The 23,788-nt window shown below is 50.2% G+C and carries 22 protein-coding genes and 1 other annotated feature; of the genes, 18 read left to right on the forward strand and 4 right to left on the reverse strand.

All coding sequences use genetic code 11. From position 1 onward, the window contains the following. Positions 1 to 97: 97 nt before the first annotated feature. From NXT09_RS02640 to ihfA, 18 genes are all read left to right on the forward strand, one after another. The gene (locus tag NXT09_RS02640) at positions 98 to 1,843 is read left to right on the forward strand and encodes a LytS/YhcK type 5TM receptor domain-containing protein (protein WP_268578718.1); all 1,746 of its coding nucleotides are present in this window, start codon (positions 98 to 100) and stop codon (positions 1,841 to 1,843) included. Then, positions 1,840 to 2,589, forward strand: coding sequence for a LytR/AlgR family response regulator transcription factor (locus NXT09_RS02645; RefSeq protein WP_268578720.1), 750 nt, complete (start codon positions 1,840 to 1,842; stop codon positions 2,587 to 2,589). Before NXT09_RS02640 ends, NXT09_RS02645 begins: the two co-directional genes overlap by 4 nt. 184 nt (positions 2,590 to 2,773) lie before the next feature. Continuing rightward, entirely contained in the window at positions 2,774 to 3,997 is a 1,224-nt protein-coding gene (locus NXT09_RS02650) for an L-lactate MFS transporter (RefSeq protein WP_268578722.1), read from the forward strand. A gap of 260 nt (positions 3,998 to 4,257) precedes the next feature. Next, entirely contained in the window at positions 4,258 to 5,592 is a 1,335-nt protein-coding gene (gene ugpB, locus NXT09_RS02655; protein ID WP_268578895.1) for a sn-glycerol-3-phosphate ABC transporter substrate-binding protein UgpB, read from the forward strand. A 30-nt stretch (positions 5,593 to 5,622) separates the two neighbouring features. Then, entirely contained in the window at positions 5,623 to 6,471 is an 849-nt protein-coding gene (locus NXT09_RS02660) for a glycerophosphodiester phosphodiesterase family protein (protein WP_268578724.1), read from the forward strand. Positions 6,472 to 6,634: 163 nt separating this feature from the next. Beyond that, positions 6,635 to 7,516, forward strand: coding sequence for a protease HtpX (gene htpX / locus NXT09_RS02665; RefSeq protein ID WP_010297866.1), 882 nt, complete (start codon positions 6,635 to 6,637; stop codon positions 7,514 to 7,516). A 353-nt stretch (positions 7,517 to 7,869) separates the two neighbouring features. Continuing rightward, a complete protein-coding gene (gene ogl, locus NXT09_RS02670) occupies positions 7,870 to 9,036 on the forward strand; it encodes an oligogalacturonate lyase (RefSeq protein ID WP_010275714.1) in 1,167 nt (388 codons plus the stop codon). 213 nt (positions 9,037 to 9,249) lie between these two features. Further along, the gene (gene kdgR / locus NXT09_RS02675; RefSeq protein ID WP_039275156.1) at positions 9,250 to 10,041 is read left to right on the forward strand and encodes a DNA-binding transcriptional regulator KdgR; all 792 of its coding nucleotides are present in this window, start codon (positions 9,250 to 9,252) and stop codon (positions 10,039 to 10,041) included. A gap of 229 nt (positions 10,042 to 10,270) precedes the next feature. Further along, a complete protein-coding gene (locus NXT09_RS02680; RefSeq protein WP_268578734.1) occupies positions 10,271 to 10,534 on the forward strand; it encodes a YebO family protein in 264 nt (87 codons plus the stop codon). A gap of 127 nt (positions 10,535 to 10,661) precedes the next feature. Further along, positions 10,662 to 12,062, forward strand: a complete 1,401-nt coding sequence (locus NXT09_RS02685; RefSeq protein WP_205550654.1) for an amino acid permease — start codon at positions 10,662 to 10,664, stop codon at positions 12,060 to 12,062. A gap of 256 nt (positions 12,063 to 12,318) precedes the next feature. Next, positions 12,319 to 14,247 (forward strand): threonine--tRNA ligase, encoded by a 1,929-nt coding sequence (thrS, locus tag NXT09_RS02690; RefSeq protein ID WP_205550652.1) that lies wholly within the window; start codon positions 12,319 to 12,321, stop codon positions 14,245 to 14,247. A 2-nt stretch (positions 14,248 to 14,249) separates the two neighbouring features. Next, the gene (gene infC, locus NXT09_RS02695; RefSeq protein ID WP_071822580.1) at positions 14,250 to 14,792 is read left to right on the forward strand and encodes a translation initiation factor IF-3; all 543 of its coding nucleotides are present in this window, start codon (positions 14,250 to 14,252) and stop codon (positions 14,790 to 14,792) included. 95 nt (positions 14,793 to 14,887) lie between these two features. Next, positions 14,888 to 15,085 carry a 50S ribosomal protein L35 gene (rpmI, locus tag NXT09_RS02700; protein ID WP_010275699.1) on the forward strand — a complete coding sequence of 66 codons (198 nt, stop codon included), beginning with the start codon at positions 14,888 to 14,890 and terminating at the stop codon, positions 15,083 to 15,085. A gap of 43 nt (positions 15,086 to 15,128) precedes the next feature. Then, complete coding sequence (gene rplT / locus NXT09_RS02705; RefSeq protein ID WP_005968887.1) at positions 15,129 to 15,485, forward strand: 50S ribosomal protein L20; 357 nt, start codon at positions 15,129 to 15,131, stop codon at positions 15,483 to 15,485. Between the two features lie 85 nt (positions 15,486 to 15,570). After that, positions 15,571 to 15,695, forward strand: a sequence feature (Phe leader region). Continuing rightward, on the forward strand, positions 15,576 to 15,620 hold the full coding sequence (gene pheM, locus NXT09_RS02710; RefSeq protein WP_106120997.1) for a pheST operon leader peptide PheM: 45 nt from the start codon (positions 15,576 to 15,578) through the stop codon (positions 15,618 to 15,620). It overlaps the preceding feature by 45 nt. Before the next feature lie 108 nt (positions 15,696 to 15,803). Next, positions 15,804 to 16,787, forward strand: coding sequence for a phenylalanine--tRNA ligase subunit alpha (pheS, locus tag NXT09_RS02715; RefSeq protein WP_014915263.1), 984 nt, complete (start codon positions 15,804 to 15,806; stop codon positions 16,785 to 16,787). Between the two features lie 14 nt (positions 16,788 to 16,801). After that, the gene (gene pheT, locus NXT09_RS02720; RefSeq protein ID WP_268578749.1) at positions 16,802 to 19,189 is read left to right on the forward strand and encodes a phenylalanine--tRNA ligase subunit beta; all 2,388 of its coding nucleotides are present in this window, start codon (positions 16,802 to 16,804) and stop codon (positions 19,187 to 19,189) included. 4 nt (positions 19,190 to 19,193) lie between these two features. Then, a complete protein-coding gene (ihfA, locus tag NXT09_RS02725; protein WP_009112984.1) occupies positions 19,194 to 19,490 on the forward strand; it encodes an integration host factor subunit alpha in 297 nt (98 codons plus the stop codon). A 60-nt stretch (positions 19,491 to 19,550) separates the two neighbouring features. Here ihfA and NXT09_RS02730 read toward each other — a convergent pair whose 3' ends face one another. The 4 genes from NXT09_RS02730 to nadE form a co-directional block, all read right to left on the reverse strand. Then, on the reverse strand, positions 19,551 to 19,976 hold the full coding sequence (locus tag NXT09_RS02730; protein WP_268578754.1) for a nitrous oxide-stimulated promoter family protein: 426 nt from the start codon (positions 19,974 to 19,976) through the stop codon (positions 19,551 to 19,553). Between the two features lie 134 nt (positions 19,977 to 20,110). Beyond that, positions 20,111 to 21,829 (reverse strand): ABC transporter ATP-binding protein, encoded by a 1,719-nt coding sequence (locus NXT09_RS02735; RefSeq protein WP_268578756.1) that lies wholly within the window; start codon positions 21,827 to 21,829, stop codon positions 20,111 to 20,113. A gap of 131 nt (positions 21,830 to 21,960) precedes the next feature. After that, positions 21,961 to 22,848: an aromatic amino acid DMT transporter YddG gene (yddG, locus tag NXT09_RS02740; protein WP_268578758.1), complete on the reverse strand. Its 888-nt coding sequence runs from the start codon at positions 22,846 to 22,848 to the stop codon at positions 21,961 to 21,963. Positions 22,849 to 22,936: 88 nt separating this feature from the next. After that, complete coding sequence (gene nadE / locus NXT09_RS02745; RefSeq protein ID WP_052900546.1) at positions 22,937 to 23,761, reverse strand: NAD(+) synthase; 825 nt, start codon at positions 23,759 to 23,761, stop codon at positions 22,937 to 22,939. Between the last annotated feature and the right edge of the window lie 27 nt (positions 23,762 to 23,788).

The raw sequence follows: 23,788 nt of genomic DNA on the forward strand, positions 1-23,788 counted from the left end.
ATACTTTGCGCTCCCTGCACGGTTAACAGACTAAAAAGTAGAATCTGGATCACATTTTTTCTATAGTGCTGGCTCGTAACCCAGTATCGGATGTCCCGTGCACGAAATATTTGAGATGCTCCTTGCGGTCTTCGACCGCGCCGCCTTGATGCTGATCTGTCTGTTTTTCCTGACAAGAACGCGTCAGTTCCGGCAATTACTGCAAAAAGAGCAACATTCGCCAGGAGAGCGGGTGACGGTGACGGCCATCTTTTCACTGTTTGCGCTGTTTGGTACCTATTCCGGCATTAATGTTGAAGGGTCGCTCGTCAACGTGCGTGTAATTGCCGTGATGTCCGGCGGCATTCTCTTCGGTCCTTGGGTCGGCATTGCGACCGGTATCATCGCGGGAGCGCACCGTTATCTCATTGATATTGATGGTATCACCTCCGTCCCTTGCCTGATTACCAGCATCATCGCGGGTATCACTTCCGGCTACATCAATAAGAAAGTCAAAAAAGAGCAGCAGTGGAGCATCGGGATTCTGGGCGGCATGCTGTGTGAGTCGTTAACCATGTTGCTGGTTGTGGCATGGGCGACGCCGATCGAGTTAGGGCTCGATATTGTTTCAAAAATTGCGGTGCCGATGATTCTTGGTTCCGTCTGTATTGGCCTGATCGTCCTGCTGGTACAAAGCGTGGCGAATGAAAAAGAGGTGATTGCCGCGAGGCAGGCCAAACTCGCGCTGGATATCGCACACAAAACACTGCCGTATTTCCGCAACATCAACAGCGATTCACTGACGGCCATCTGTAGGATCATTCGGACTGAAATTAATGCAGATGCGGTGGCAATAACGAACACGCAGCACATTCAGGCTTATGTGGGAATTGGGGAAGAAAAGTATAATATCGGCCACGACATTATCAGCCCCATGACGCAGCAGGCGATTCATGACGGGAAAATCATCATTAAAAATAATGATGAACAGCACCTGACGCCGGAAATCCATTCGATGATCGTCATCCCACTGTGGGAACACGGGCAGGTAACCGGCACGCTGAAAATCTATTATCGCCATGCGCATAAAATTACCTATTCATTGCGTGTGATGGCCGTCGGTTTATCGCAAATAATGTCAACGCAAATTGAAGTGTCCCGCACCGAGCAGTTGCGTGATATGGCAAATAAAGCGGAACTGAGAGCGCTGCAAAGTAAGATCAATCCGCACTTTCTTTTTAATGCGCTGAATGCGATTTCCTCATCTATTCGTATTAATCCCGATACCGCGCGCCAGCTGGTGATCAATCTGTCTCGCTATTTGCGCTATAACCTCGAACTCAACGACGATGCGCTGATTGATATAAAGAAAGAGCTGTACCAGATTCAGGATTATATCGCGATTGAGCAAGCGCGGTTCGGCGCCAAGCTAACGGTGATTTACGATATCGACGACGATTTAGCGTACAAAATCCCCAGCTTGTTAATTCAGCCGCTGGTAGAAAACGCGATTGTGCACGGTATTCAGCCTTGCAGAGGCAAAGGAACCGTTGTGCTATCCGTGAAGGAGCAGGGCGATAAGCTGCTGGTGGCGGTAAAAGATACGGGTAATGGCATTAGTCAGGAAACGATGGATCGCGTCGCACGTAACGAATTGCCAGGGAATAGAATTGGTCTGCTGAATGTCCATCACCGGGTTCGCCTGCTTTATGGCGATGGGCTGCATATTCGCCGTCTGGAACCGGGGACCGAAATTTATTTCTACATTCCACGAGAAGATAAAACCCCGTCGGCGCTGCCGGATGCCATTCAGGTGCCGCCGCCGGGCTCTTCTGCTGCTGAACAAACAGGAGGCAACCCATGAAAGCCATTATTGTTGAAGATGAGTTCCTCGCGCAGCAAGAGCTGAGTTACCTCATCAAACAGCACAGCGATATTACGATTGAGGCGACATTCGATGACGGGCTGGATGTACTGAAATACCTGCAACATAACGAGGTCGATGCGATCTTTCTGGATATCAATATTCCCTCGTTGGACGGCGTCTGGCTGGCGCAAAATATCAGCAAATTCGCGCATAAGCCCTACATCATTTTTATTACGGCTTACAAAGAACATGCCGTTGAAGCGTTTGAAGTCGAAGCCTTCGATTACATTCTTAAGCCGTATCATGAATCACGTATCGTCACGATGTTGCGTAAGCTGGAAACAACCTGGCAACAGCGACAAATAGCGCCTGCTGTTGAAACGGGCGTGCCTTCTGGTGCCCCGAGAAGTGCGCAGCACACCATTAACCTGATGAAAGACGAACGGATTATCGTCACGGATATTAACAATATCTACTACGCGGCCGCGCAGGAAAAGGTCACGTTGGTTTATACACGGCGTGAGGAATTCATCATGCCGATGAATATTACTGAGTTTTGCAGCCGTTTGCCGGAAGAGTACTTCTTCCGCTGCCATCGTTCTTACTGCGTCAACCTGACGAAAATCCGTGAAATTGTGCCGTGGTTTAATAATACCTATATCCTGCGATTGAACGATCTGGATTTTGAAGTCCCGGTAAGCCGAAGCAAGATAAAGGCGTTCAGGTCATTGATGCGCCTTTAACGGCATTTCATTCCGCGTTTCAGGCATCTCATTCCCCATTCGATCAACCACTGTCAGCCCGCTTGTATACTGGCCTCAGCCCATAAGCTGACAGTGTTTTGATGGATTCTCTCTTCTCCACATCAGCTTATATTTTTTAGCGTGCCGAGTGAATCGGACCAATTTTTGATGTAGGGGAAAACCCATGAATACCAAACCTGTTAACCGTGGATTGATTGTCCTCGGTACGATCATCACCCAAATGGGACTCGGCACGATTTACACCTGGAGTTTATTCAACCAGCCGCTGGTGGACAAATTTGGCTGGACGTTGAGCTCCGTGGCGACGACGTTTTCCATTACCAGTTTCTGTCTGGCCTTCGCCACGCTGTTTGCCGGTAAGTTTCAGGAGCGTATTGGTCTGCGCCGCTTAACGATGATCGCCGGTATCGCGCTGGGCGCGGGGCTGATGGCGAGTGCGGCAAGTCCGTCACTGACGCTGATTTATCTGTTGATGGGCGTTGTTGTCGGTTTTGCGGACGGCACGGCTTACATCACGACGCTGTCTAATTTGATCAAATGGTTCCCGAACCGCAAAGGATTGATTGCGGGCATTTCTGTTGGCGCATTTGGTACCGGAAGCCTGCTGTTCAAATACGTAAACAGCTTCTTGATTGCGGAAGTGGGTGTGTCAGAAGCCTTTTTCTACTGGGGCATTATCGTCATGGCGATGATTCTGGTCGGTAGTTCACTGCTGAAAGAACCTGCTGCGGTACCCGTTCAACAGGCTGCGGTTCAGGGGCAGGCGCGTGATTTCTCGCTGGCTGAAATGTTGGCGACCAAAGAATCGTATTTGCTGTTTATTATCTTCTTCACCGCGTGTATGAGCGGCCTGTATTTGATTGGTATTGTGAAAGATATCGGTGTGCAAATGGCCGGAATGGATATGGCCATGGCGGCCAATGCCGTGTCTGCGATTGCGATTTTTAATACCGTCGGACGTATTGTGCTGGGTGCGCTTTCCGATAATGTCGGACGTATGCGGGTGATCAGTTTTACCCTGTTCGTGACGATTCTGGCGGTGTCAGTGATGACGTTCCTGCCGCTTAACCCGCTTCTGTTCTTTACCTGTGTCAGTGCGATTGCCTTCTGCTTTGGTGGCAATATCACGGTGTTCCCGGCGATTGTTGGCGACTTCTTCGGCCTGAAAAATCACAGCAAAAACTATGGCGTGATTTATCAGGGATTCGGTATTGGTGCATTGTCTGGCTCATTTATCGCCGCTCAACTCGGAGGCTTCCAGGCTACCTTTATGGCCATCATCATTATGTCTGTCGTTTCGATTCTGATCACCCTGTGGGTTAAACCACCGAAACATCAGCCCGTTGCGGCCTCAATGCGTACGGATATGGCACACGCACAGAGCTAATCGAATACCGCGGCGGGCAGTCGAAGGACTGTCCGCCACAAGGTTTTTCTGACATAAGGTTTTTCTGCCACACGACTTCCCCTCTCTTATCGGCTGAAATATCGCGATACAGTTCATCACTTCCCCGGTCATCTACGTGTCACAGGCGAACCCTAGCGTCGTTATCAGCACGCCTTTTTCCTAAAACACGTTTTCCAAAATGAAATTTTCCTAAAAATAACGCGATTTTCCTAAAAAATCGTACCGGAGAAAACATCATGATGATTCGGTTTAGGTTCACGTCTGTTGTTTTGATGCTGTTAAGTGTGGTCTTGCTCATTCCGCTGTCTGCCACGGCGGCTGTTGAACTGACGTTTTGGCATGGCATGGACAGCAACCTGAACACGGAATTAATACGGCTGGTCAATCGGTTTAACGAATCTCAGACGGTGTATCACGTTGAGCCTATCTACAAGGGCAGCTATGAACAGACGCTGGCCGCTGGCATTGCCGCTTATCGCACGGGGAACGCGCCGGATATTTTGCAGGTTTATGATGTCGGTACACCGAATATGATGCACAGCGGGGCGATTATCCCGGTGTTCGATCTGTTCAATCAGGTTGGTATCGATAATAACGAAAACGCCTTTTTGCCTGCGGTGGGGCTGTTTTACAGCGACAGCCAGACCGGGCACCTGATTTCCCAGCCGTTTAACAGTTCAACCCCCGTTCTCTACTACAACAAAGATGCGTTTATTAAAGCGGGGCTCGATCCTGATAAGCCGCCACGCACCTGGAATGAGCTGGCGTACGACGCGATGCGGCTGCGAGAGAGTGGAATGACATGCGGCTATACGAATGCAGGGCAGCAGGGCTGGATATTGCTGGAGGCCTTTAGCGTGTGGAACGGATTGCCGATTGCGACGAAAAACAATGGATTCGATGGTGTCGACGCGCACCTGTTGGTGAATGGTCCATTGCAGGTCGCCCACATCACCCAGCTTGCGGAGATGATGAAGAAGAAGGAATTCAGCTATTTCGGCCGCAATGATGAAGGCACCACGCGCTTTTATAACGGCGACTGCGGCATATTGACCACCTCATCGGGTGGGCTACGCAAGATTCAGAACTATGCCAAATTTCACTACGGTGTCGGCATGCTGCCTTACAGCGAAGAAGCGAAAGGCGCGCCGCAGAATACGTTCATCGGAGGGGCGAGTCTTTGGGTCATGAAAGGGAAAGCAGCATCGCATTATCAAGGGATCGCTGAGTTCCTGCATTTCCTCACGCTGCCGGAAAATGCCGCCGAATGGCATCAGATGACGGGCTATCTACCAGTGACGCAACCCGCTTACGAGCTCACGCGCGATCAGGGATTCTATGCCCGATATCCCGGCAGCGATGTGGCGATGAAACAGCTCACCAATAAACCGCCACTGCCTTATACGCGCGGGTTCCGTTTGGGCAACATGCCACAAATTCGCACCATCATGGATGAAGAACTGGAGAAGGTCTGGGCAGAGCAAGAAACGCCGCAGCAGGCGCTGGACAATGTGGTTTCTCGGGGCGATCTCCTGTTGCAGCATTTCGCGCAGTCGGTTTCCCGTCACTCGTGACATTTCCCGTTGATTTGGAGTTTTCGACAGATGACAAGGCAAAATAGAGGCATAACTCAGGACGTGATTGCGGGGCAAAACGCGACGATTCTGGCAGTGGCACATCGTGGCGTTTGGGATTCGGCACCGGAAAATTCGCTGGCGGCGCTGCGTGAGGCGATTCGTCTGGGCGTTGATATCGTGGAAATTGATGCGCAATTAACGGCAGATAGCCACGTTGTCGTGATTCATGATGATACGCTCGATCGCACGAGCGATATGAGCGGTCGCATTGGCAAGATGACGCTGGCGGAGATTCGTCAGGCACGTCTGCGCGGGAGCGATGGCGGTTCGTCATGGCCATTGAGTAACGAAAAAGTCCCACTGTTGTATGAAGTTCTCGAAGAGGCGCGAGGGCGTATTGTCATCAATGTGGATGTCAAACATGAGCAGGAATTGGGTGTGATCGCCCGTGATATTCGCGATAAAGGCCTGAGTGCTGGTGTGATCATGAAAAGCCCGGTTGATCTTGCTTCTGCCCGGTTTCCCATTGCATCACCGTCGCTGGATACCCAAGTACCCTATATGCCGATGATCCACCTCAAACGGGGGAAAACTGTCGATATTTTGCGACAGATTGATGATATTGGCGTCGGCATTGTTGAAGCCAATTTTGATCATATTGATGCGGTGACCGAAGCGTATGCCGAGTTTCAACGGCTTGGGGTACGGATTTGGGTGAATACGCTGGATTGTTCGCATTCGCTCGACTATAGCGACACGCGAGCCTTAGCCGAACCTGACGCCGTATGGGGCGCATTAATTCGCGCTGGGGTGGGGGCGATTCAGGTGGATCACGCTGCCGAATTTATCGAATTTCGCTCAACGTTGTTGCGCTGACATATCAGGATTGACAGCCGGCAGGATGCCGCTTTCCTTTTGAAAAGTGTAAAGTTATGTGGATTTAGTAACTGAAAAGTTAAGAATGCTTGAAAATGCCACGGCAACCCATACGATGTATGAGTGCAAACTTTATCTTTCTGCAAGAGGAAATCAGACCTTTATGATGCGTATTGCGCTTTTCCTGATCACCAACCTGGCGGTGATGTTGGTTTTCGGGCTGGTACTCAGCCTGACGGGAATTCAGTCCAGCAGTGTCCAGGGCTTAATGATTATGGCTGGGCTGTTTGGCTTTGGCGGTGCGTTTGTTTCACTGCTGATGTCTAAATGGATGGCGTTACGGTCCGTTGGCGGTGAAGTCATTGAACAACCACGTAACGAAACTGAACGCTGGCTGATGGAAACGGTTCGCTCACAGTCACAGCAGGCTGGGATCGCGATGCCACAGGTGGCAATCTACCATGCACCGGACATCAATGCGTTCGCGACGGGAGCCCGTCGTGATGCGTCGCTGGTGGCCGTGAGTACGGGTTTACTGCAAAACATGAGCCGTGACGAAGCGGAAGCGGTTATCGCGCATGAGATTAGCCACATCGCGAATGGCGACATGGTGACCATGACGTTGGTTCAGGGGATCGTAAACACCTTCGTTATCTTTATCTCTCGTCTCATTGCACAAGTCGTTTCCGGTTTCCTGTCCGGCAACCGTGACGAAGGTGAAAGCAGCAATGGCAACCCGCTGGTTTACTTTGCTGTCGCCACCGTGCTGGAACTGGTGTTTGGTATTCTTGCCAGCATCATTACCATGTGGTTCTCACGCTACCGTGAATTCCATGCGGATGCGGGTTCAGCCAAGCTGGTGGGGCGCGAGAAAATGATCGCTGCACTGCAACGCCTGAAGACCAGCTATGAACCGCAGGAAGAGAGCAGCATGATGGCTTTCTGCATTAACGGAAAATCGAAATCCTTCAGCGAACTGTTCATGTCACACCCGCCGTTGGATAAGCGTATCGAAGCGCTGCGCTCCGGCGAATACCTGAAGTAATTTACGTATTATCTTCTAAAGCTATCTTCCCAAAGGCCCATTCGGGCCTTTGTTATTTCTGCGTTTATTGGTTCAGCAATCCTGCGTTTTCTCCGCCCGAATGTTTTCATTAGATCTGAAACAGGTGGTGAAAATATGAAGAATGTTTTATAAAATAAAACCACGATCACGGAAAAATGAAACATTGTTTCTATAATGCCGATATAACAGGCGTCTCGCGTGAGATTGGTGGCCTGATTTTTGAACAACCGGTGTCGGGATGACCGATTTATCGGGCGAACGAAAGGTCAGGTTATCGAAGAGTATGCGCGTGTGGCGTCAGATTCTTCATGATAAGTTCTAAGGATTTACGGATGGCCAAAGGTAACAAGATCCCCCTAACGTTTCATACCTACCAGGATTCAGCAACCGGCACCGAAGTTGTGCGCTTAACCCCGCCCGATGTTATCTGCCATCGCAACTATTTCTACCAGAAGTGTTTCTTCAATGACGGCAGCAAGCTGCTGTTTGGTGCTGCGTTTGATGGCCCGTGGAACTACTATCTGCTGGATTTAAAAGAGCAGAGCGCCACGCAGCTGACGGAAGGCAAAGGCGATAACACCTTCGGTGGCTTCCTGTCTCCGAATGACGATGCGCTGTATTACGTTAAAAATACCCGCAATCTGATGCGTGTCGATCTGGCTACGCTGGAAGAGAAAACGATTTATCAGGTACCTGACGATTGGGTCGGCTACGGTACCTGGGTTGCCAACTCCGATTGCACTAAAATGGTCGGTATTGAGATCAAAAAAGAAGACTGGAAACCACTGACCGATTGGAAAAAATTCCAGGAATTCTATTTCACTAATCCTTGCTGTCGTCTGATTCGTGTCGATTTGATAACGGGCGAAGCGGAGACTATCCTTCAGGAAAACCAGTGGCTGGGTCACCCAATCTACCGTCCGGGTGATGACAACACGGTGGCTTTCTGCCACGAAGGTCCACATGACCTGGTTGATGCGCGTATGTGGTTCATCAATGAAGATGGCACCAACATGCGTAAAGTGAAAGAGCATGCGGAAGGCGAAAGCTGTACCCACGAATTCTGGGTTCCAGATGGTTCAGCGATGATTTACGTCTCTTACCTTAAAGACGATACCAATCGCTACATCCGCAGTATCGATCCGGTTACGCTGGAAGATCGCCAACTGCGCGTAATGCCGCCGTGCTCTCACCTGATGAGTAACTATGACGGCACGCTGCTGGTGGGTGATGGTTCCGATGCGCCGGTCGACGTGCAGGACGATGGCGGTTACAAAATTGAGAACGATCCGTTCCTGTATGTTTTCAATCTGAAAACAGGCAAAGAACATCGTATTGCACAGCACAATACATCTTGGGACGTGTTGGAAGGGGACCGTCAGGTTACTCACCCACATCCTTCCTTTACGCCGGATAATAAACAAGTGCTGTTTACTTCTGACGTAGATGGAAAGCCTGCGCTGTATCTGGCGAAGGTTCCTGATTCAGTCTGGCACTAATAATACTAATAAATCCGCGTCACATTTTATGGCGCGGATTATTCTAAAATATTTTCTTACATATTATTTTATTAAGTCTCTGACGCGGTTATTTCTCAAACTTAACTTGATTATCGTTATTGCTCCATTGCCATAATCAAAGCGTTCCCTTTATACTAAAACCATTGTTCTATTTTTTTTAAAACAAAAAACCTGAGTAGGGTAACCACAAAAATGGCTAGTGCAGATTTAGATAAACAACCCGATTCCGTGTCGTCCGTTTTAAAGGTTTTTGGTATTTTACAGGCATTAGGTGAAGAGAGAGAAATTGGTATTACCGAGCTTTCTCAGCGAGTCATGATGTCCAAGAGTACCGTTTACCGCTTCTTGCAGACGATGAAATCCCTGGGCTATGTTGCGCAGGAAGGTGAATCAGAGAAATATTCGCTGACGCTCAAGTTGTTTGAACTTGGGGCAAAAGCATTGCAGAACGTAGATTTAATCCGCAGTGCGGATATACAGATGCGTGAGTTGTCTGCACTAACGCGGGAAACGATCCACCTTGGCGCGTTGGATGAAGACGGCATCGTTTATATCCACAAGATTGATTCGATGTATAACCTGCGTATGTATTCACGCATTGGCCGCCGCAATCCGCTGCACAGTACCGCAATTGGTAAAGTGCTGTTGGCATGGCGCGATCGCAGCGAAGTGGAAGAGGTTCTGTCGACCGTCGAATTCACTCGCAGTACGCCACACACGCTGTGCTCTGCTGAAGCGCTTCTCAACCAATTGGATGTCGTGCGTGAGCAAGGCTACGGAGAAGACAACGAAGAGCAAGAAGAAGGGCTGCGTTGTATCGCTGTGCCAGTATTCGATCGCTTTGGCGTGGTGATTGCGGGCCTCAGTATTTCTTTCCCAACGATTCGTTTTTCAGAAGAAAACAAACACGAATATGTCGCTATGCTGCACACCGCAGCCAGAAATATCTCTGAGCAAATGGGCTACCACGATTACCCTTTCTGATATTCCCTATCAATGCCTGAGCCTGTCCTTGCCGACAGGCTTTTTTATTGCGTGCCACAAGCGACGTTGAAAAACGTTCCCCACGTTTTTTATTTTTGTACCAATACGATAGCGATGCGCATCAACACGGTGTGAGTAACGGATTAGGGTTGGGTATCGAACTTGGCTATGCCACGGTGGTAAGATAGCCCACAGGTACCTGTCATAAGTGGTTATAAGTGGAGTCGTTGTGAACATATTAGAAGTGGTTTTTGTCTTGCTGATTGTGCTGCTGGCCGCGCTGGTCTGGTTTTTTGTTAATCGGGCGAGTGTCAGAGCGAATGAGCAAGTGAAATTGCTGCAGGAAATCGTAGAGCAGCAACGCCAGCAGTTAGCGTTATTGAAAAAATTGCTGCCCCAGAATGCAGAGAAAAGTGAGCCTAAGGCGCTTGCCGCTGAGCGCGATCGTGATGATGTGGAGTTAACGTTTAAAAGTGTCATCCCGGAACGTTAATGGCTCAATCACTGTGTAACGCGTAAAACACCTATCCCTTTGCCTGCTTACGTCATCCTTCATGCTGATGGCGTAAGCAGGCATTGTTATAAAATGAAGAAGGCTTTACAGGAAGCACAAAAACAACATGGCAAATGCTCAAAACAACATAGCAAACGATCAACAGGAATTGGTTCTAAAACGAGGGTTAAAGAATCGACATATTCAACTGATTGCGCTGGGTGGCGCAATTGGTACCGGATTGTTTTTAGGGATATCGCAGACTATCCAAATGGCAGGCCCGTCCGTTTTATTGGGCTATGCGATTGCCGGAATGATTGCGTTTCTGATTATGCGGCAGTTGGGTGAGATGGTGGTGGAGGAGCCGGTAGCGGGTTCGTTTAGCCATTTTGCCTATAAATACTGGGGCGACTTTGCGGGCTTTCTGGCTGGCTGGAACTACTGGGCGATGTTTATTCTGGTAGGGATGGCTGAACTGACGGCCGTGGGGATTTATATTCAATACTGGTGGCCTGAAACGCCAACCTGGCTGTCCGCGGCAATATTCTTCGTGCTGATCAACCTTATCAATCTGGTTAATGTGCGGATGTTTGGGGAAACAGAATTCTGGTTCGCCCTGATCAAAGTGCTTGCCATCGTTGGGATGATTGTCTTCGGTAGTTGGTTGCTGCTAAGTGGCAATGGCGGCGAAACGGCAACGGTGCGTAACTTATGGATCCATGGCGGATTCATGCCGAATGGCGCAAGCGGGTTGATCATGGCGATGGCGGTGATCATGTTTTCATTCGGCGGTCTGGAATTGGTGGGTATCACTGCTGCCGAAGCGGCCGATCCGAAGCGTTCTATTCCGCAGGCGACGAATCAGGTGGTCTATCGCATTCTGATTTTCTATATCGGTGCGCTGTCTATTTTGTTATCGCTTTATCCGTGGGGAAATGTCGTCGATGGTGGGAGTCCGTTTGTCCTGATTTTCCAGGCGCTGAATAGCAATATTGTGGCAAACGTACTTAACATCGTGGTACTCACGGCAGCGTTATCGGTTTATAACAGCGGTGTGTATTGCAATAGTCGAATGCTGTACGGTTTGGCAAAACAGGGAAATGCGCCGAAATCTCTTGCGAAGGTCAATGCGCGAGGTGTCCCCGTTCGTTCTATCGTGCTGTCAGCATTAGCGACATCGTTCGGCGTAGCGATCAACTATCTCATGCCAGGCAAAGCCTTTGAGCTGTTGATGGCGCTGGTGGTGTCGACGCTGGTGATTAACTGGATCATGATCTGCTTTGCGCACCTGCGCTTTCGTCAGGCGATGATAGAGAAGGGCATTGTTCCTGCGTTTAAAGCCTTCTGGTATCCGTGGGGTAACTACCTGTGTCTGGCGTTTCTTGCGGGGATTCTGGTGATTATGCTGCTGTCTCCGGGGATTCGCATTTCGGTCATCTTAATTCCGTTCTGGATTGCCATTATTTGGCTTGGCTTCCGACTCTCCCGCAAAAATAATGCAGCGATGAAGTCGGTGCAGACACAGTAAACACCCCGTGGCTTGTTCATCACGATGCAAAGATGAACAAGCCACCATCCGGCTTTAACACGCAAGTTATAAGGTGTATTATTGCCTCGACGTTATCCATGTCACGCTAATGCGCGCCTCTAGAGTTCGCATCATGTGTATATATTTCACAGAGTAAAGAGAAATAGCATGGCTAACACTTTTGATTTTCAATTGATATATGATTTTTTGCATGTGAGCTTTCGTGTGGCTCACCACTGTAAATAAGGGAATTATAATGCCAGTTATCACCCTTCCTGATGGAAGTCAGCGTCATTACGACCACGCCGTTTCTCCCCTCGATGTTGCACTTGATATTGGTCCCGGTCTGGCAAAAGCCTGTATCGCAGGACGTGTCAATGGCGAGCTGGTTGATGCCAGCGATAAGATCGATACCGATGCGCAGTTAGCCATCATCACCGCTAAAGATGAAGCCGGTCTGGAAATTATTCGCCACTCCTGTGCGCACCTATTAGGCCATGCGATTAAGCAACTGTGGCCAGATACCCAAATGGCGATTGGTCCCGTTATCGATAACGGTTTTTACTATGACGTTGATATCGACCGTACCCTGACTCAGGAAGACATTGAGCTGCTCGAAAAGCGCATGCATGAGCTTGCTGACACTGACTATGACGTCATTAAGAAAAAAGTCAGTTGGCAAGAAGCGCGCGATGCGTTCGCTGCACGCGGTGAGACCTACAAAATGGCGATTCTGGATGAGAACATCAGTCGTGATGATCGTCCAGGTCTGTATCACCATGAAGAATACATCGATATGTGCCGTGGTCCGCACGTACCGAATATGCGTTTCTGCCACCATTTCAAATTGCAGAAAACGTCTGGTGCTTACTGGCGTGGCGACAGCAAAAACAAAATGCTGCAACGCATCTACGGCACCGCATGGGCAGATAAAAAGCAACTAGCTTCTTATTTGCAACGCCTTGAAGAAGCGTCTAAGCGCGACCACCGCAAGATCGGCAAACAGCTTGACCTGTACCATATGCAGGAAGAAGCGCCAGGTATGGTGTTCTGGCACAACGACGGCTGGACGATCTTCCGCGAGCTGGAAGCGTTTGTGCGCATGAAGCTGAAGTCGTACCAGTATCAGGAAGTAAAAGGTCCATTCATGATGGATCGCGTGATGTGGGAAAAAACCGGTCACTGGGAAAACTACAAAGAAGCGATGTTCACGACGTCATCAGAAAACCGTGAATACTGCATCAAGCCAATGAACTGCCCAGGCCACGTACAGATTTTCAATCAGGGATTGAAATCATACCGCGATCTGCCGCTGCGTATGGCGGAGTTCGGTAGCTGTCACCGTAATGAACCGTCAGGTTCTCTGCATGGCTTAATGCGTGTGCGCGGCTTTACTCAAGACGATGCGCACATCTTCTGTACGGAAGAGCAGGTTCGTGATGAAGTGAATAGCTGCATCAAGATGGTGTATGACATGTACAGCACCTTCGGTTTTGAAAAAATCGTGGTGAAACTGTCTACGCGTCCTGAAAAACGTATTGGTAGCGATGAGATGTGGGATCGCGCTGAAGCCGATTTGGCGGCCGCGTTGACTGAAAATAACATCGAATTCGCCTATCAGCCGGGTGAAGGGGCGTTCTACGGCCCAAAAATTGAATTTACCCTGCATGACTGTTTGGATCGTGCGTGGCAGTGTGGTACGGTGCAACTCGACTTTTCATTACCGGGCCGTCTGAACGCGTCTTACGTTGGCGAAAGCAACGAGCGTCAGGTTCCGGTTATGATTCACCGGGCTATTTTGGGATCAATGGAGCGTTTCATCGGTATTCTGACCGAAGAATTCGCCGGTTTCTTCCCGACCTGGTTAGCCCCGGTTCAAGCGGTGATTATAAATATCACTGATAGCCAGTCTGATTATGTCAACGAATTGACCCGAAAACTGCAAGAAGCGGGCATTCGTGTAAAAGCAGACTTGAGAAATGAGAAGATAGGCTTTAAAATCCGCGAACACACTTTACGCCGGGTTCCCTATATGCTGGTTTGTGGCGACAAAGAGGTCGAGGCAGGAAAAGTTGCTGTCCGTACTCGTCGTGGTAAAGACCTTGGGAGCATGGATGTCAGTGAAGTCATCAGTAAGCTGCAGCAAGAGATTCGCAGCCGTAGTCTTCATCAATTGGAGGTATAGGTATTAAAGGCGGAAAACGAGTTCAACCGGCGCGTCCTAATCGCATCAACAGAGAGATTCGCGCACATGAGGTACGCCTATCAGGCGTCGAAGGCGAACAGCTGGGCATCGTAAGTCTAAATGAAGCATTAGAAAAAGCCGAAGAAGCAGGTGTTGATTTAGTTGAAATCAGTCCGAACGCCGAGCCGCCGGTTTGCCGAATTATGGATTACGGCAAGTTCCTTTATGAGAAGAGTAAGGCCACAAAGGAACAGAAGAAAAAACAAAAAGTTATTCAGGTCAAGGAAATCAAATTCCGACCTGGTACTGATGATGGCGACTATCAGGTCAAACTACGCAACCTGATTCGCTTTCTTGAAGATGGTGACAAAGCCAAAATCACACTGCGTTTCCGCGGTCGTGAAATGGCGCACCAACAGATTGGTATCGAAGTGCTTAACCGCGTTCGTGACGATCTGAGTGAACTGGCAGTTGTCGAATCCTTCCCATCGAAGATCGAAGGCCGTCAGATGATCATGGTGCTAGCACCGAAGAAGAAACAGTAAGGCATTCAAGTAGCAAGACCGTACAACCTCTGTGTTGTACGGCTTTGTTCGCCTTATCTGATTCGTTTTATTAACAATGCGAAGTGGAAATAACAATGCCAAAGATTAAAACAGTACGTGGCGCCGCTAAACGCTTTAAAAAAACCGCAAGCGGTGGTTTTAAGCGTAAGCATGCTAACCTGCGTCATATTCTGACCAAAAAGTCAACTAAGCGTAAACGTCACCTGCGTCCAAAAGGTCTGGTCTCCAAAGGGGATCTGGGTCTTGTTATCGCATGTCTGCCGTACGCATAAGTAACCTTTTTTTAATTCAGAATAAGACTTTAGGAGAGAGCATATGGCTCGCGTAAAACGTGGTGTAGTTGCCCGTGCACGTCACAAGAAAATATTGAAACAAGCGAAAGGTTACTACGGTGCCCGTTCGCGTGTTTATCGTGTTGCCTTCCAGGCAGTAATCAAAGCTGGCCAATACGCTTACCGCGACCGTCGTCAACGTAAACGTCAATTCCGTCAGCTGTGGATTGCACGTATCAATGCGGCAGCTCGTCAAAACGGCTTGTCTTACAGCAAATTCATCAACGGCCTGAAAAAAGCCTCTGTTGAAATTGACCGTAAGATTCTGGCTGATATCGCAGTATTCGATAAGTTAGCGTTCAGCGCGCTGGTCGAAAAAGCGAAAGCAGCACTGGCGTAAGTCAGTTGAGAGAGGGAGCTTTGGCTCCCTCTTTTCGTCGAGTTCTACACGTTTCGTTTTTATTATTGATAAGACAAAGGTAACGCAAGTATGAACGCTGCTATTTTCCGTTTCTTTTTTTACTTTAGCGCCTGAATTCAGGGGGCTTTGCGCGTAAGAAAAGAAACGAAAAGTAGCGCTTAAGCCTCCCCATAGGGAGGCTTTTTTGTTTACAATAATCGGTTTTTACTCTTGTTTTTAGTAACATTTATCGTTTTGAGTAAAACGACATTCTTCAATCATGACCGTTGGCCACATAGGCAGAAAAAGAGGAACACAATGCCACATCTCGCAGAGCTGGTTGCCAAAGCCAGAACAGCTATAGAAGAGGCTCAGGATGTTGCCGCACTGGAAAATGTGCGTGTCGAATATCTGGGCAAAAAAGGTCACTTAACCCTTCAGATGACCTCGCTGCGCGAGTTGCCGGCTGAAGAGCGCCCTGCGGCTGGTGCTGTCATTAACCAGGCTAAGCAAGATGTTCAGGACGCGCTGAATGCCCGTAAGCACATGCTGGAATCCGCTGAGTTAAATGCGCGTCTGGCGCAAGAAACCATCGACGTTTCCCTGCCGGGCCGCACCATTGAAAATGGTGGCTTGCATCCGGTGACCCGTACCATCGATCGCATCGAAACCTTCTTCGGCGAGTTGGGTTTTTCCGTGGTAACCGGGCCAGAAATCGAAGACGATTATCACAACTTTGATGCGCTGAATATTCCAGGGCACCACCCTGCGCGTGCTGACCACGACACGTTCTGGTTTGATGCGACACGCCTGCTGCGTACACAGACTTCGGGCGTTCAGATTCGTACCATGGAAAAGCAGCAACCGCCTATCCGTATCATCGCGCCAGGTCGCGTTTATCGTAACGATTACGATCAGACCCACACGCCGATGTTCCATCAGATGGAAGGGTTGATCGTCGATAAAGACATCAGCTTCACCAACCTGAAAGGCACGTTGCATGATTTCCTGCGTAATTTCTTTGAGGAAGATTTGCAGGTTCGCTTCCGTCCGTCTTATTTCCCGTTTACCGAACCGTCTGCTGAAGTGGATGTGATGGGTAAAAACGGCAAATGGCTGGAAGTCCTGGGCTGCGGTATGGTGCACCCGAATGTCCTGCGTAATGTCGGTATCGACCCAGAAGTGTATTCCGGCTTCGCGTTCGGTATGGGCATGGAGCGTCTGACGATGCTGCGCTATGGCGTGACCGATCTGCGTGCATTCTTCGAAAACGATCTGCGTTTCCTCAAACAGTTTAAGTAAGGCGGGTATACATCATGAAATTCAGTGAACTCTGGTTACGCGAGTGGGTAAACCCGGCGGTTGACAGTGAAACGCTATCTGAACAGATCACGATGGCAGGGCTGGAAGTGGATGGCGTTGAGCCGGTTGCTGGCGCATTCCACGGCGTGGTTGTCGGTGAAGTGGTTGAATGTGGACAGCACCCGAACGCAGACAAACTGCGTGTGACGAAAGTCAATGTCGGCGGCGAGCGTCTGCTGGACATCGTCTGTGGTGCGCCGAACTGCCGTCAGGGCCTGAAAGTAGCGGTGGCGACGGTCGGTGCTGTGCTGCCGGGCGATTTCAAAATTAAAGCCGCTAAACTGCGTGGCGAGCCGTCTGAAGGCATGCTGTGCTCATTTTCCGAGTTAGGTATTTCTGACGATCACGATGGCATCATCGAACTGCCAGCAGACGCGCCGATTGGCACGGATATTCGTGAGTACCTGAAGCTGGATGACAACGCGATTGAAATCAGCGTGACGCCAAACCGTGCTGATTGCCTCGGCATTATCGGCGTGGCGCGTGATGTGGCCGTGTTGAATCAGATGGCGTTGAATGAACCGACGATTGAGCCCGTTGCTGCGACGATTCAGGATACCTTCCCGATTCAGGTCGATGCGCCGCAGGCATGCCCGCGTTACTTAGGTCGTGTGGTGAAAGGCATCAACGTTAAGGCGGCAACGCCACTGTGGATGCGAGAAAAGCTGCGCCGCTGCGGTATTCGTTCTATCGATCCGGTGGTTGACGTGACTAACTATGTTCTGCTGGAACTCGGTCAACCAATGCATGCGTTCGATCTTGATCGTCTCAACGGCGGCATTATCGTGCGTATGGCGACAGAAGGCGAAACGCTGACGCTGCTGGATGGTAACGAAGCGAAGCTGAACGCGGATACGCTGGTTATCGCTGACCAGCAGAGTGCGCTGGCGATGGGCGGTATCTTTGGCGGCGAGCATTCTGGCGTCAATGACGAAACGCAAAACGTTTTGCTGGAATGCGCTTACTTCAATCCGCTGTCGATTACCGGACGCGCACGTCGTCATGGTTTGCACACCGATGCGTCTCACCGCTACGAGCGTGGCGTCGATCCGGCGTTGCAACACAAAGCCATTGAGCGCGCTACTCGTCTGCTGATCGATATCTGCGGTGGTGAAGCAGGTCCGGTCGTTGATGTGACCAGCGAGGCAGATTTGCCAGCTCGCGCAACGATTACGCTGCGCCGTGAGAAACTGGATCGCCTGATTGGCCATGTGATTGCCGATGAGCAGGTGAGCGATATTCTGCAACGCCTGGGTTGTAACGTCGCGAAAACCGATGCAGGTTGGCAGGCGACAGCACCAAGCTGGCGCTTCGATATGGAAATTGAAGAGGATCTGATTGAAGAAGTCGCACGTATTTACGGCTACAACAACATTCCGAATATTCCGACTCAGGCTCCGTTGATTATGACCTCGCATCGCGAAGCGTCACTGTCATTGAAGCGTGTGAAGACATTATTAGTCGATCACGGTTACCAGGAAGCAATTACTTACAGTTTTGTTGACCCGAAAATTCAGGGATTAATCCACCCTAATGAAGCGTCGCTGAGCCTGCCGAGCCCGATTTCCGCAGAGATGTCGGTGATGCGTTTATCGCTGTGGAGTGGCTTGCTGAGCGCGGCAGTGTATAACCAAAACCGTCAACAAAGCCGCCTGCGCCTCTTTGAAAGCGGTCTCCGTTTTGTACCGGACACCAGTGCTGACCTGGGTATTCGTCAGGATCTGATGTTGGCGGGTGTGATTACGGGTACGCGTTATGAAGAGCATTGGGATCTGGCGCGTCAGGCCGTTGACTTCTATGATTTAAAAGGCGATTTGGAAGCTGTGCTGGCATTGACGGGCAAGTTGTCTGAAATCGAATTCAAGGCCGAAAATAATCCGGCATTGCATCCAGGACAAAGTGCTGCTATTTATCTGTGCGGAGAACGCATTGGATTTATTGGCGTTATTCACCCAGAACTGGAGCGCAAGTTGGATCTCAACGGGCGCACCGTGGTGTTCGAACTGTTGTGGGATAAGGTTGCAGACCGCGTATTGCCTGAGGCGAATGAGGTTTCCCGCTTCCCGGCGAACCGTCGCGATATCGCCGTTGTGGTCGCTGAAAATGTCCCTGCGGGCGATATTTTGGCCGAGTGTAAGAAAGTTGGCGCAAATCAGTTAGTTGGCGTAAACTTATTCGACGTGTACCGAGGGAAGGGCGTAGCGGAAGGTTATAAGAGTCTGGCTATCAGTCTGACCCTGCAAGATACCACGCGTACACTGGCAGAAGAGGAAATTGCCGCTACCGTTGCAGAATGCGTAGCAGCATTAAAACAGCGATTCCAAGCATCCTTGAGGGATTGAACCTATGGCGCTTACTAAAGCTGAAATGTCAGAATACCTGTTTGAGAAGCTCGGGCTGAGCAAACGGGATGCCAAAGAGCTAGTCGAGCTGTTTTTTGAAGAAGTTCGTCGCGCTTTGGAAAATGGCGAGCAGGTCAAGTTGTCAGGTTTTGGCAATTTTGATTTGCGAGACAAGAACCAACGTCCGGGACGTAACCCAAAAACTGGCGAAGATATTCCGATTACGGCGCGCCGTGTGGTCACGTTCCGTCCGGGGCAAAAGCTAAAAAGCAGGGTAGAGAACGCCTCTCCCAAAGAGTAACAGAGTCACCCAAAAAGGCCGCGCAAGCGGCCTTTTCCTATCTTATTCGCCTCATTTTTCCTATTTCAACGTCGATTCGGTATCTACTGGTGCAGTCTGCTGCGAGGCTAAACGCGTTGCTCGTCCATTTGGCGTTTTTGGTGCTGTCTCTTTTTTCGGATAGTCCGGCACAGGTCGATGGTCGTCAATTAAATGGCGTATTGCCAGAATCGGGTGACGCAACAACATCCGTGGCCCCGACCAGCGCATAATCGCTTTAATCGCTTCACGTCGGGCGGGTTGATAACAGTGGATAGGGCAATGCTTACACGCGGGTTTATCTTCACCGAATTGACAGCGTTCCAGACGCTTGATGGCGTAGTTGAATAAGTCTTTATGCTGCGCGTTATCGCCGGTTTCAGGATGATACTTTTCATACAGCTCGATCATCAATCCGACGGTACGGATCTCCCGCTGTCGGTATTTTCCCAGGGGTTTTCTCGCCATGTGCGTCATGTCCTGATGAAATCATAATGATGTATTTTAAATGCAATTTATTGCAAGGGAAACCTCTGAAGTCACATCTATGTGGGAAAGCAGAGAGAAAAAGGCGAGGAGAACCCTCGCCGAGGAAGGTTGTATCAAGCCTGACCGAACTGCGCCTGATGTAATCCGGCATAGATGCCACTTTGCTCCAGCAGTACCTGATGGCTGCCTTGCTCAATGATGCTGCCGTTATCTACCACCACAATGCGTCCCGCGTTCTGTATGGTTGCCAGCCTGTGGGCGATGATCAACGTGGTACGTCCTGCGGAAAGCTCGCTGAGCGATTGCTGTATCGCCTGCTCTGTCGCGGTATCCAACGCAGATGTCGCTTCGTCCAGAATCAGGATAGGCGGGTTTTTCAGGAAGATTCGTGCGATAGATAAACGCTGTTTTTGCCCACCCGATAGCTTAACGCCGCGCTCGCCGACCACGGTATCCAATCCATCAGGCAGATTCTCAATCAGCTCATCTAACCGCGCACGTCGTGCGGCTTTCATGATTTCGTCATCGCTGGCATCAAGTTTGCCGTAGGCGATGTTTTCCCGAATGGTGCCGCCGAACAGGAAAACGTCCTGCTGTACGATGCCGATTTGGCTGCGTAGCGATGCCTGCGTCATCTGGCGGATATCCATGCCATCAATGGTGATGGCACCGCTGGTTAAATCGTAGAAGCGGGGAAGCAGGGAGCAGAGAGTGGTTTTGCCCGCGCCGGAGGGGCCAACAAACGCCACAGTTTCCCCTGCGCGAATCGACAGGTCGATATTGCGCAGAATCGGACGATCGGCGGAATAACCAAAGCTCACCTGGTTAAAGCGGATATCGCCTTTCAGGGGCCCGGCATCATGCGCATCGGGAGCGTCGGCGATCTCGGGAACGGTGTCGATCAGCTGAGTAAAGCGTTTGAATCCCGCAATCCCTTTGGGATAGCTCTCCAACACCGAGGTAATTTTGGCGACCGGACGGAAGAACACTTCAATCAGCAACAGGAAGCCGATAAAACCACCGTAGCTGAGTTCGCCCTGAATCACGTACCAAATACCTGCCAGCATCACGATAAGCTGTATCAGGCGCGTGCTGAGGTAACTGAGCGTCATACTGGCGGTCATGATGCGGTAGGCCTGCAACTTGGTACGGCGGTAGTTTTCGTTATCGTTAGAGAACAGTTTCTTCTCATGCGCTTCATTGGCAAAAGCTTTAACGACGCGGATACCGCCAACGCTCTCTTCAATTCGGGCGTTGAAGTTGCCAACCTGACCAAATAGCTGACGCCACGTCTCCGTCATGCGGGCGCCATAGCGGCTGACGAGATACGTCATGAAAGGCACGATAATAATCGTCAGCAGCGCCAGATTCAGGTGAACCGTTGCCATCAGGATAAATGCACCAATAAACGTCATGATCGCGAGAAAGAGGTCTTCCGGGCCGTGGTGGGCAATCTCCCCGACTTCTTCCAAATCTTTGGTGACGTGGGTGATGATATGGCCGGTTTTCATATTGTCGTAGTAACGGAACGGCAAATTTTGCAGATGCTCAAAGGCCTGCCGGCGCATATCGGTTTCAATACCCACGCCCAGCGCATGTCCCCAATAGTTGACGATGGCCATCAGCGCGGTATTCAGCAGGTATACCGCTAATAGCGCCACCGATGCTAATAGGATCAGCGACCAGTCCTGAGCGGGTAATAGTTTGTCGATGAACGCTTTAATCGCCATCGGAAACCCTAATTCAAGCAGGCCAGCAATAATGGCACAGCCGAAGTCGAGGACGAACAACCCTTTGTAAGGGGAATAGTAGGAAAAGAAACGCCTTAACATGTGTGACTATTTTTAGGTAACGAAATGTGGGGATGACTATAACAGGTTAGCGTGAAGAATGTGACCGCGAGCAGATTAGGGTTTTTGCTAGCGGGTAAATCCAGACGAAAACAGCAGGGTGCGGCAGCAGATCAGCTTGTCGGTGCCCGTGTCGCATACCAACAGAGCAGTGAACCTGCCGTGACCATGACGACGCCTTGCCAGAATGATATAGCGGGCGTGATATTGAGCCAGAGCGCGGCCAATAGTGTGGAAAGCACGGGCGTGAAATAAGAGGCGGTTGCCAGTAACGTCAGGTTGCCATGCTGAATACCGATATTCCAGACGGAATAGGCTAATGCGGTCGATGTGCCCATAAAGAGCAGTTGCAGCGAACTCGGTAGGGTTAATGAAATCACCCCTTCGGCACTGAAGGAATACTGAATCCATAGCACGAGGGATGAGACGAAAAAGAACAGAGAGACGCCGCTTTTCCCCTGCGCGTAGCGCTTGGTGATATTGCAGTAGAGCGCCCAGGTCAGGGCCGCAGAAAACGCCAGGCTGTAGGCTAGCGGGTTAGTAAGAATGTTGTTCCACAGTAGCTCTGGTGTCCAGTCGCTTTCTCCTTTCATAATCCACACGATACCGCCCAGTGAGAGCGCAAGGCCGGGCCAGAGCAGGAAACGGCTTTTCTGCTGATTGATAAAAAGAGAAAAGAACACGGTCAAACTGGGCCACAAATAGTTAATCATCCCTATTTCTATCGCCTGCATACGGCTACTCGCTAGTCCGATGGACAGCGACAGAAATATCTCGTAGCAGACAAACATCGCACCGCCTGCGAATAAATAGATTCTGGGCAGCGTTTTAATGCGGGGAAAACCATAAAAGGCCAGTAGACATAGCGTGCTGGTGGAGTAAATCATCGCCGCACCGCCGATGGGGCCGAGCGCTTCTGTCAGGCTACGGATAAGCCCGACGGATGTGCTCCATAAAACGATCGCCAGTAAGCCCGTGAGCGTAGCGCGCTGTGACGTCATATTCATACCTGGTTATGAAGTCTGTGCAGAAGAAACTAAGCGCAAACCAGACGCCAATATCTGCGTCCGGTTTGCTCATCGCGATGAGTTACCGCCAGAAATCATCAAACACGGTAATCGGCGGACGACGCTTGTGTTCAGTTTTGCGATACCAGTTTTCGATAATGGCCGCATCGTTGGCCTCGATCTGCTTGCCTTCCAGATAGTCGTCGATCTTTTCATAGGTCACACCCAGCGCGACTTCATCGGGGAGAGAAGGACGGTTTTCTTCCAGGTCGGCGGTAGGGGCTTTGGTATAAAGATGAGAAGGGCAACCCAGTTCGCGCAATAGCGCTTTACCCTGACGCTTATTCAACCGGAATATTGGGTTGATATCGGTACCGCCATCACCGTACTTGGTGAAAAAGCCCGTTACCGCCTCTGCTGCATGATCGGTGCCGACGACAAGCCCGGCATTCATGCCCGCGATGCTGTACTGCGCTTTCATGCGTTCTCTGGCTTTCTCGTTGCCTTTTACAAAATCGGAAAGCTCTACGCCAATGGCACGTAAGGTGGCTTCACTGGCTTCAATCGCGGGTTTGATGTTGACGGTTAATACGCGGTCTGGTTGGATAAACGCGATGGCATCCTGACAGTCGGCTTCATCTGCCTGTACGCCGTAAGGCAGTCGAACGGCGATGAACTGATAGCGAGAATTTCCGGTCTCATTGCGTAACTCCGTGATAGCCGTCTGGCACAGTTTGCCGGTCAGCGTAGAGTCCTGACCACCGCTGATGCCCAAAACTAACGACGTAACGAACGGGTGAGCATTCAGATAATTCTTTAAAAAATCAACGCTAACACGGATTTCCTGTGCTGGATCGATGCTGCTTTTCACTCCCAACGCAGTGATAATGTCGTTTTGTAATGACATGCCATCCCCTCCTGAACTTATTGATAC

Origin of the sequence: Pectobacterium jejuense (assembly GCF_026800125.1) — a bacterium.
GTDB classification, from domain to species: domain Bacteria; phylum Pseudomonadota; class Gammaproteobacteria; order Enterobacterales; family Enterobacteriaceae; genus Pectobacterium; species Pectobacterium jejuense.

Coding starts and splice junctions, on each gene's coding strand:
- NXT09_RS02645 (WP_268578720.1), top strand. CDS start 1,840: ATGAAAGCCATTATTGTTGAAGATGAGTTCCTCGCGCAGCAAGAGCTG.
- NXT09_RS02650 (WP_268578722.1), top strand. CDS start 2,774: ATGAATACCAAACCTGTTAACCGTGGATTGATTGTCCTCGGTACGATC.
- ugpB (WP_268578895.1), top strand. CDS start 4,258: ATGATTCGGTTTAGGTTCACGTCTGTTGTTTTGATGCTGTTAAGTGTG.
- NXT09_RS02660 (WP_268578724.1), top strand. CDS start 5,623: ATGACAAGGCAAAATAGAGGCATAACTCAGGACGTGATTGCGGGGCAA.
- htpX (WP_010297866.1), top strand. CDS start 6,635: ATGATGCGTATTGCGCTTTTCCTGATCACCAACCTGGCGGTGATGTTG.
- ogl (WP_010275714.1), top strand. CDS start 7,870: ATGGCCAAAGGTAACAAGATCCCCCTAACGTTTCATACCTACCAGGAT.
- kdgR (WP_039275156.1), top strand. CDS start 9,250: ATGGCTAGTGCAGATTTAGATAAACAACCCGATTCCGTGTCGTCCGTT.
- NXT09_RS02685 (WP_205550654.1), top strand. CDS start 10,662: ATGGCAAATGCTCAAAACAACATAGCAAACGATCAACAGGAATTGGTT.
- thrS (WP_205550652.1), top strand. CDS start 12,319: ATGCCAGTTATCACCCTTCCTGATGGAAGTCAGCGTCATTACGACCAC.
- rpmI (WP_010275699.1), top strand. CDS start 14,888: ATGCCAAAGATTAAAACAGTACGTGGCGCCGCTAAACGCTTTAAAAAA.
- rplT (WP_005968887.1), top strand. CDS start 15,129: ATGGCTCGCGTAAAACGTGGTGTAGTTGCCCGTGCACGTCACAAGAAA.
- pheS (WP_014915263.1), top strand. CDS start 15,804: ATGCCACATCTCGCAGAGCTGGTTGCCAAAGCCAGAACAGCTATAGAA.
- pheT (WP_268578749.1), top strand. CDS start 16,802: ATGAAATTCAGTGAACTCTGGTTACGCGAGTGGGTAAACCCGGCGGTT.
- ihfA (WP_009112984.1), top strand. CDS start 19,194: ATGGCGCTTACTAAAGCTGAAATGTCAGAATACCTGTTTGAGAAGCTC.
- NXT09_RS02730 (WP_268578754.1), bottom strand. CDS start 19,976: ATGGCGAGAAAACCCCTGGGAAAATACCGACAGCGGGAGATCCGTACC.
- NXT09_RS02735 (WP_268578756.1), bottom strand. CDS start 21,829: ATGTTAAGGCGTTTCTTTTCCTACTATTCCCCTTACAAAGGGTTGTTC.
- yddG (WP_268578758.1), bottom strand. CDS start 22,848: ATGACGTCACAGCGCGCTACGCTCACGGGCTTACTGGCGATCGTTTTA.
- nadE (WP_052900546.1), bottom strand. CDS start 23,761: ATGTCATTACAAAACGACATTATCACTGCGTTGGGAGTGAAAAGCAGC.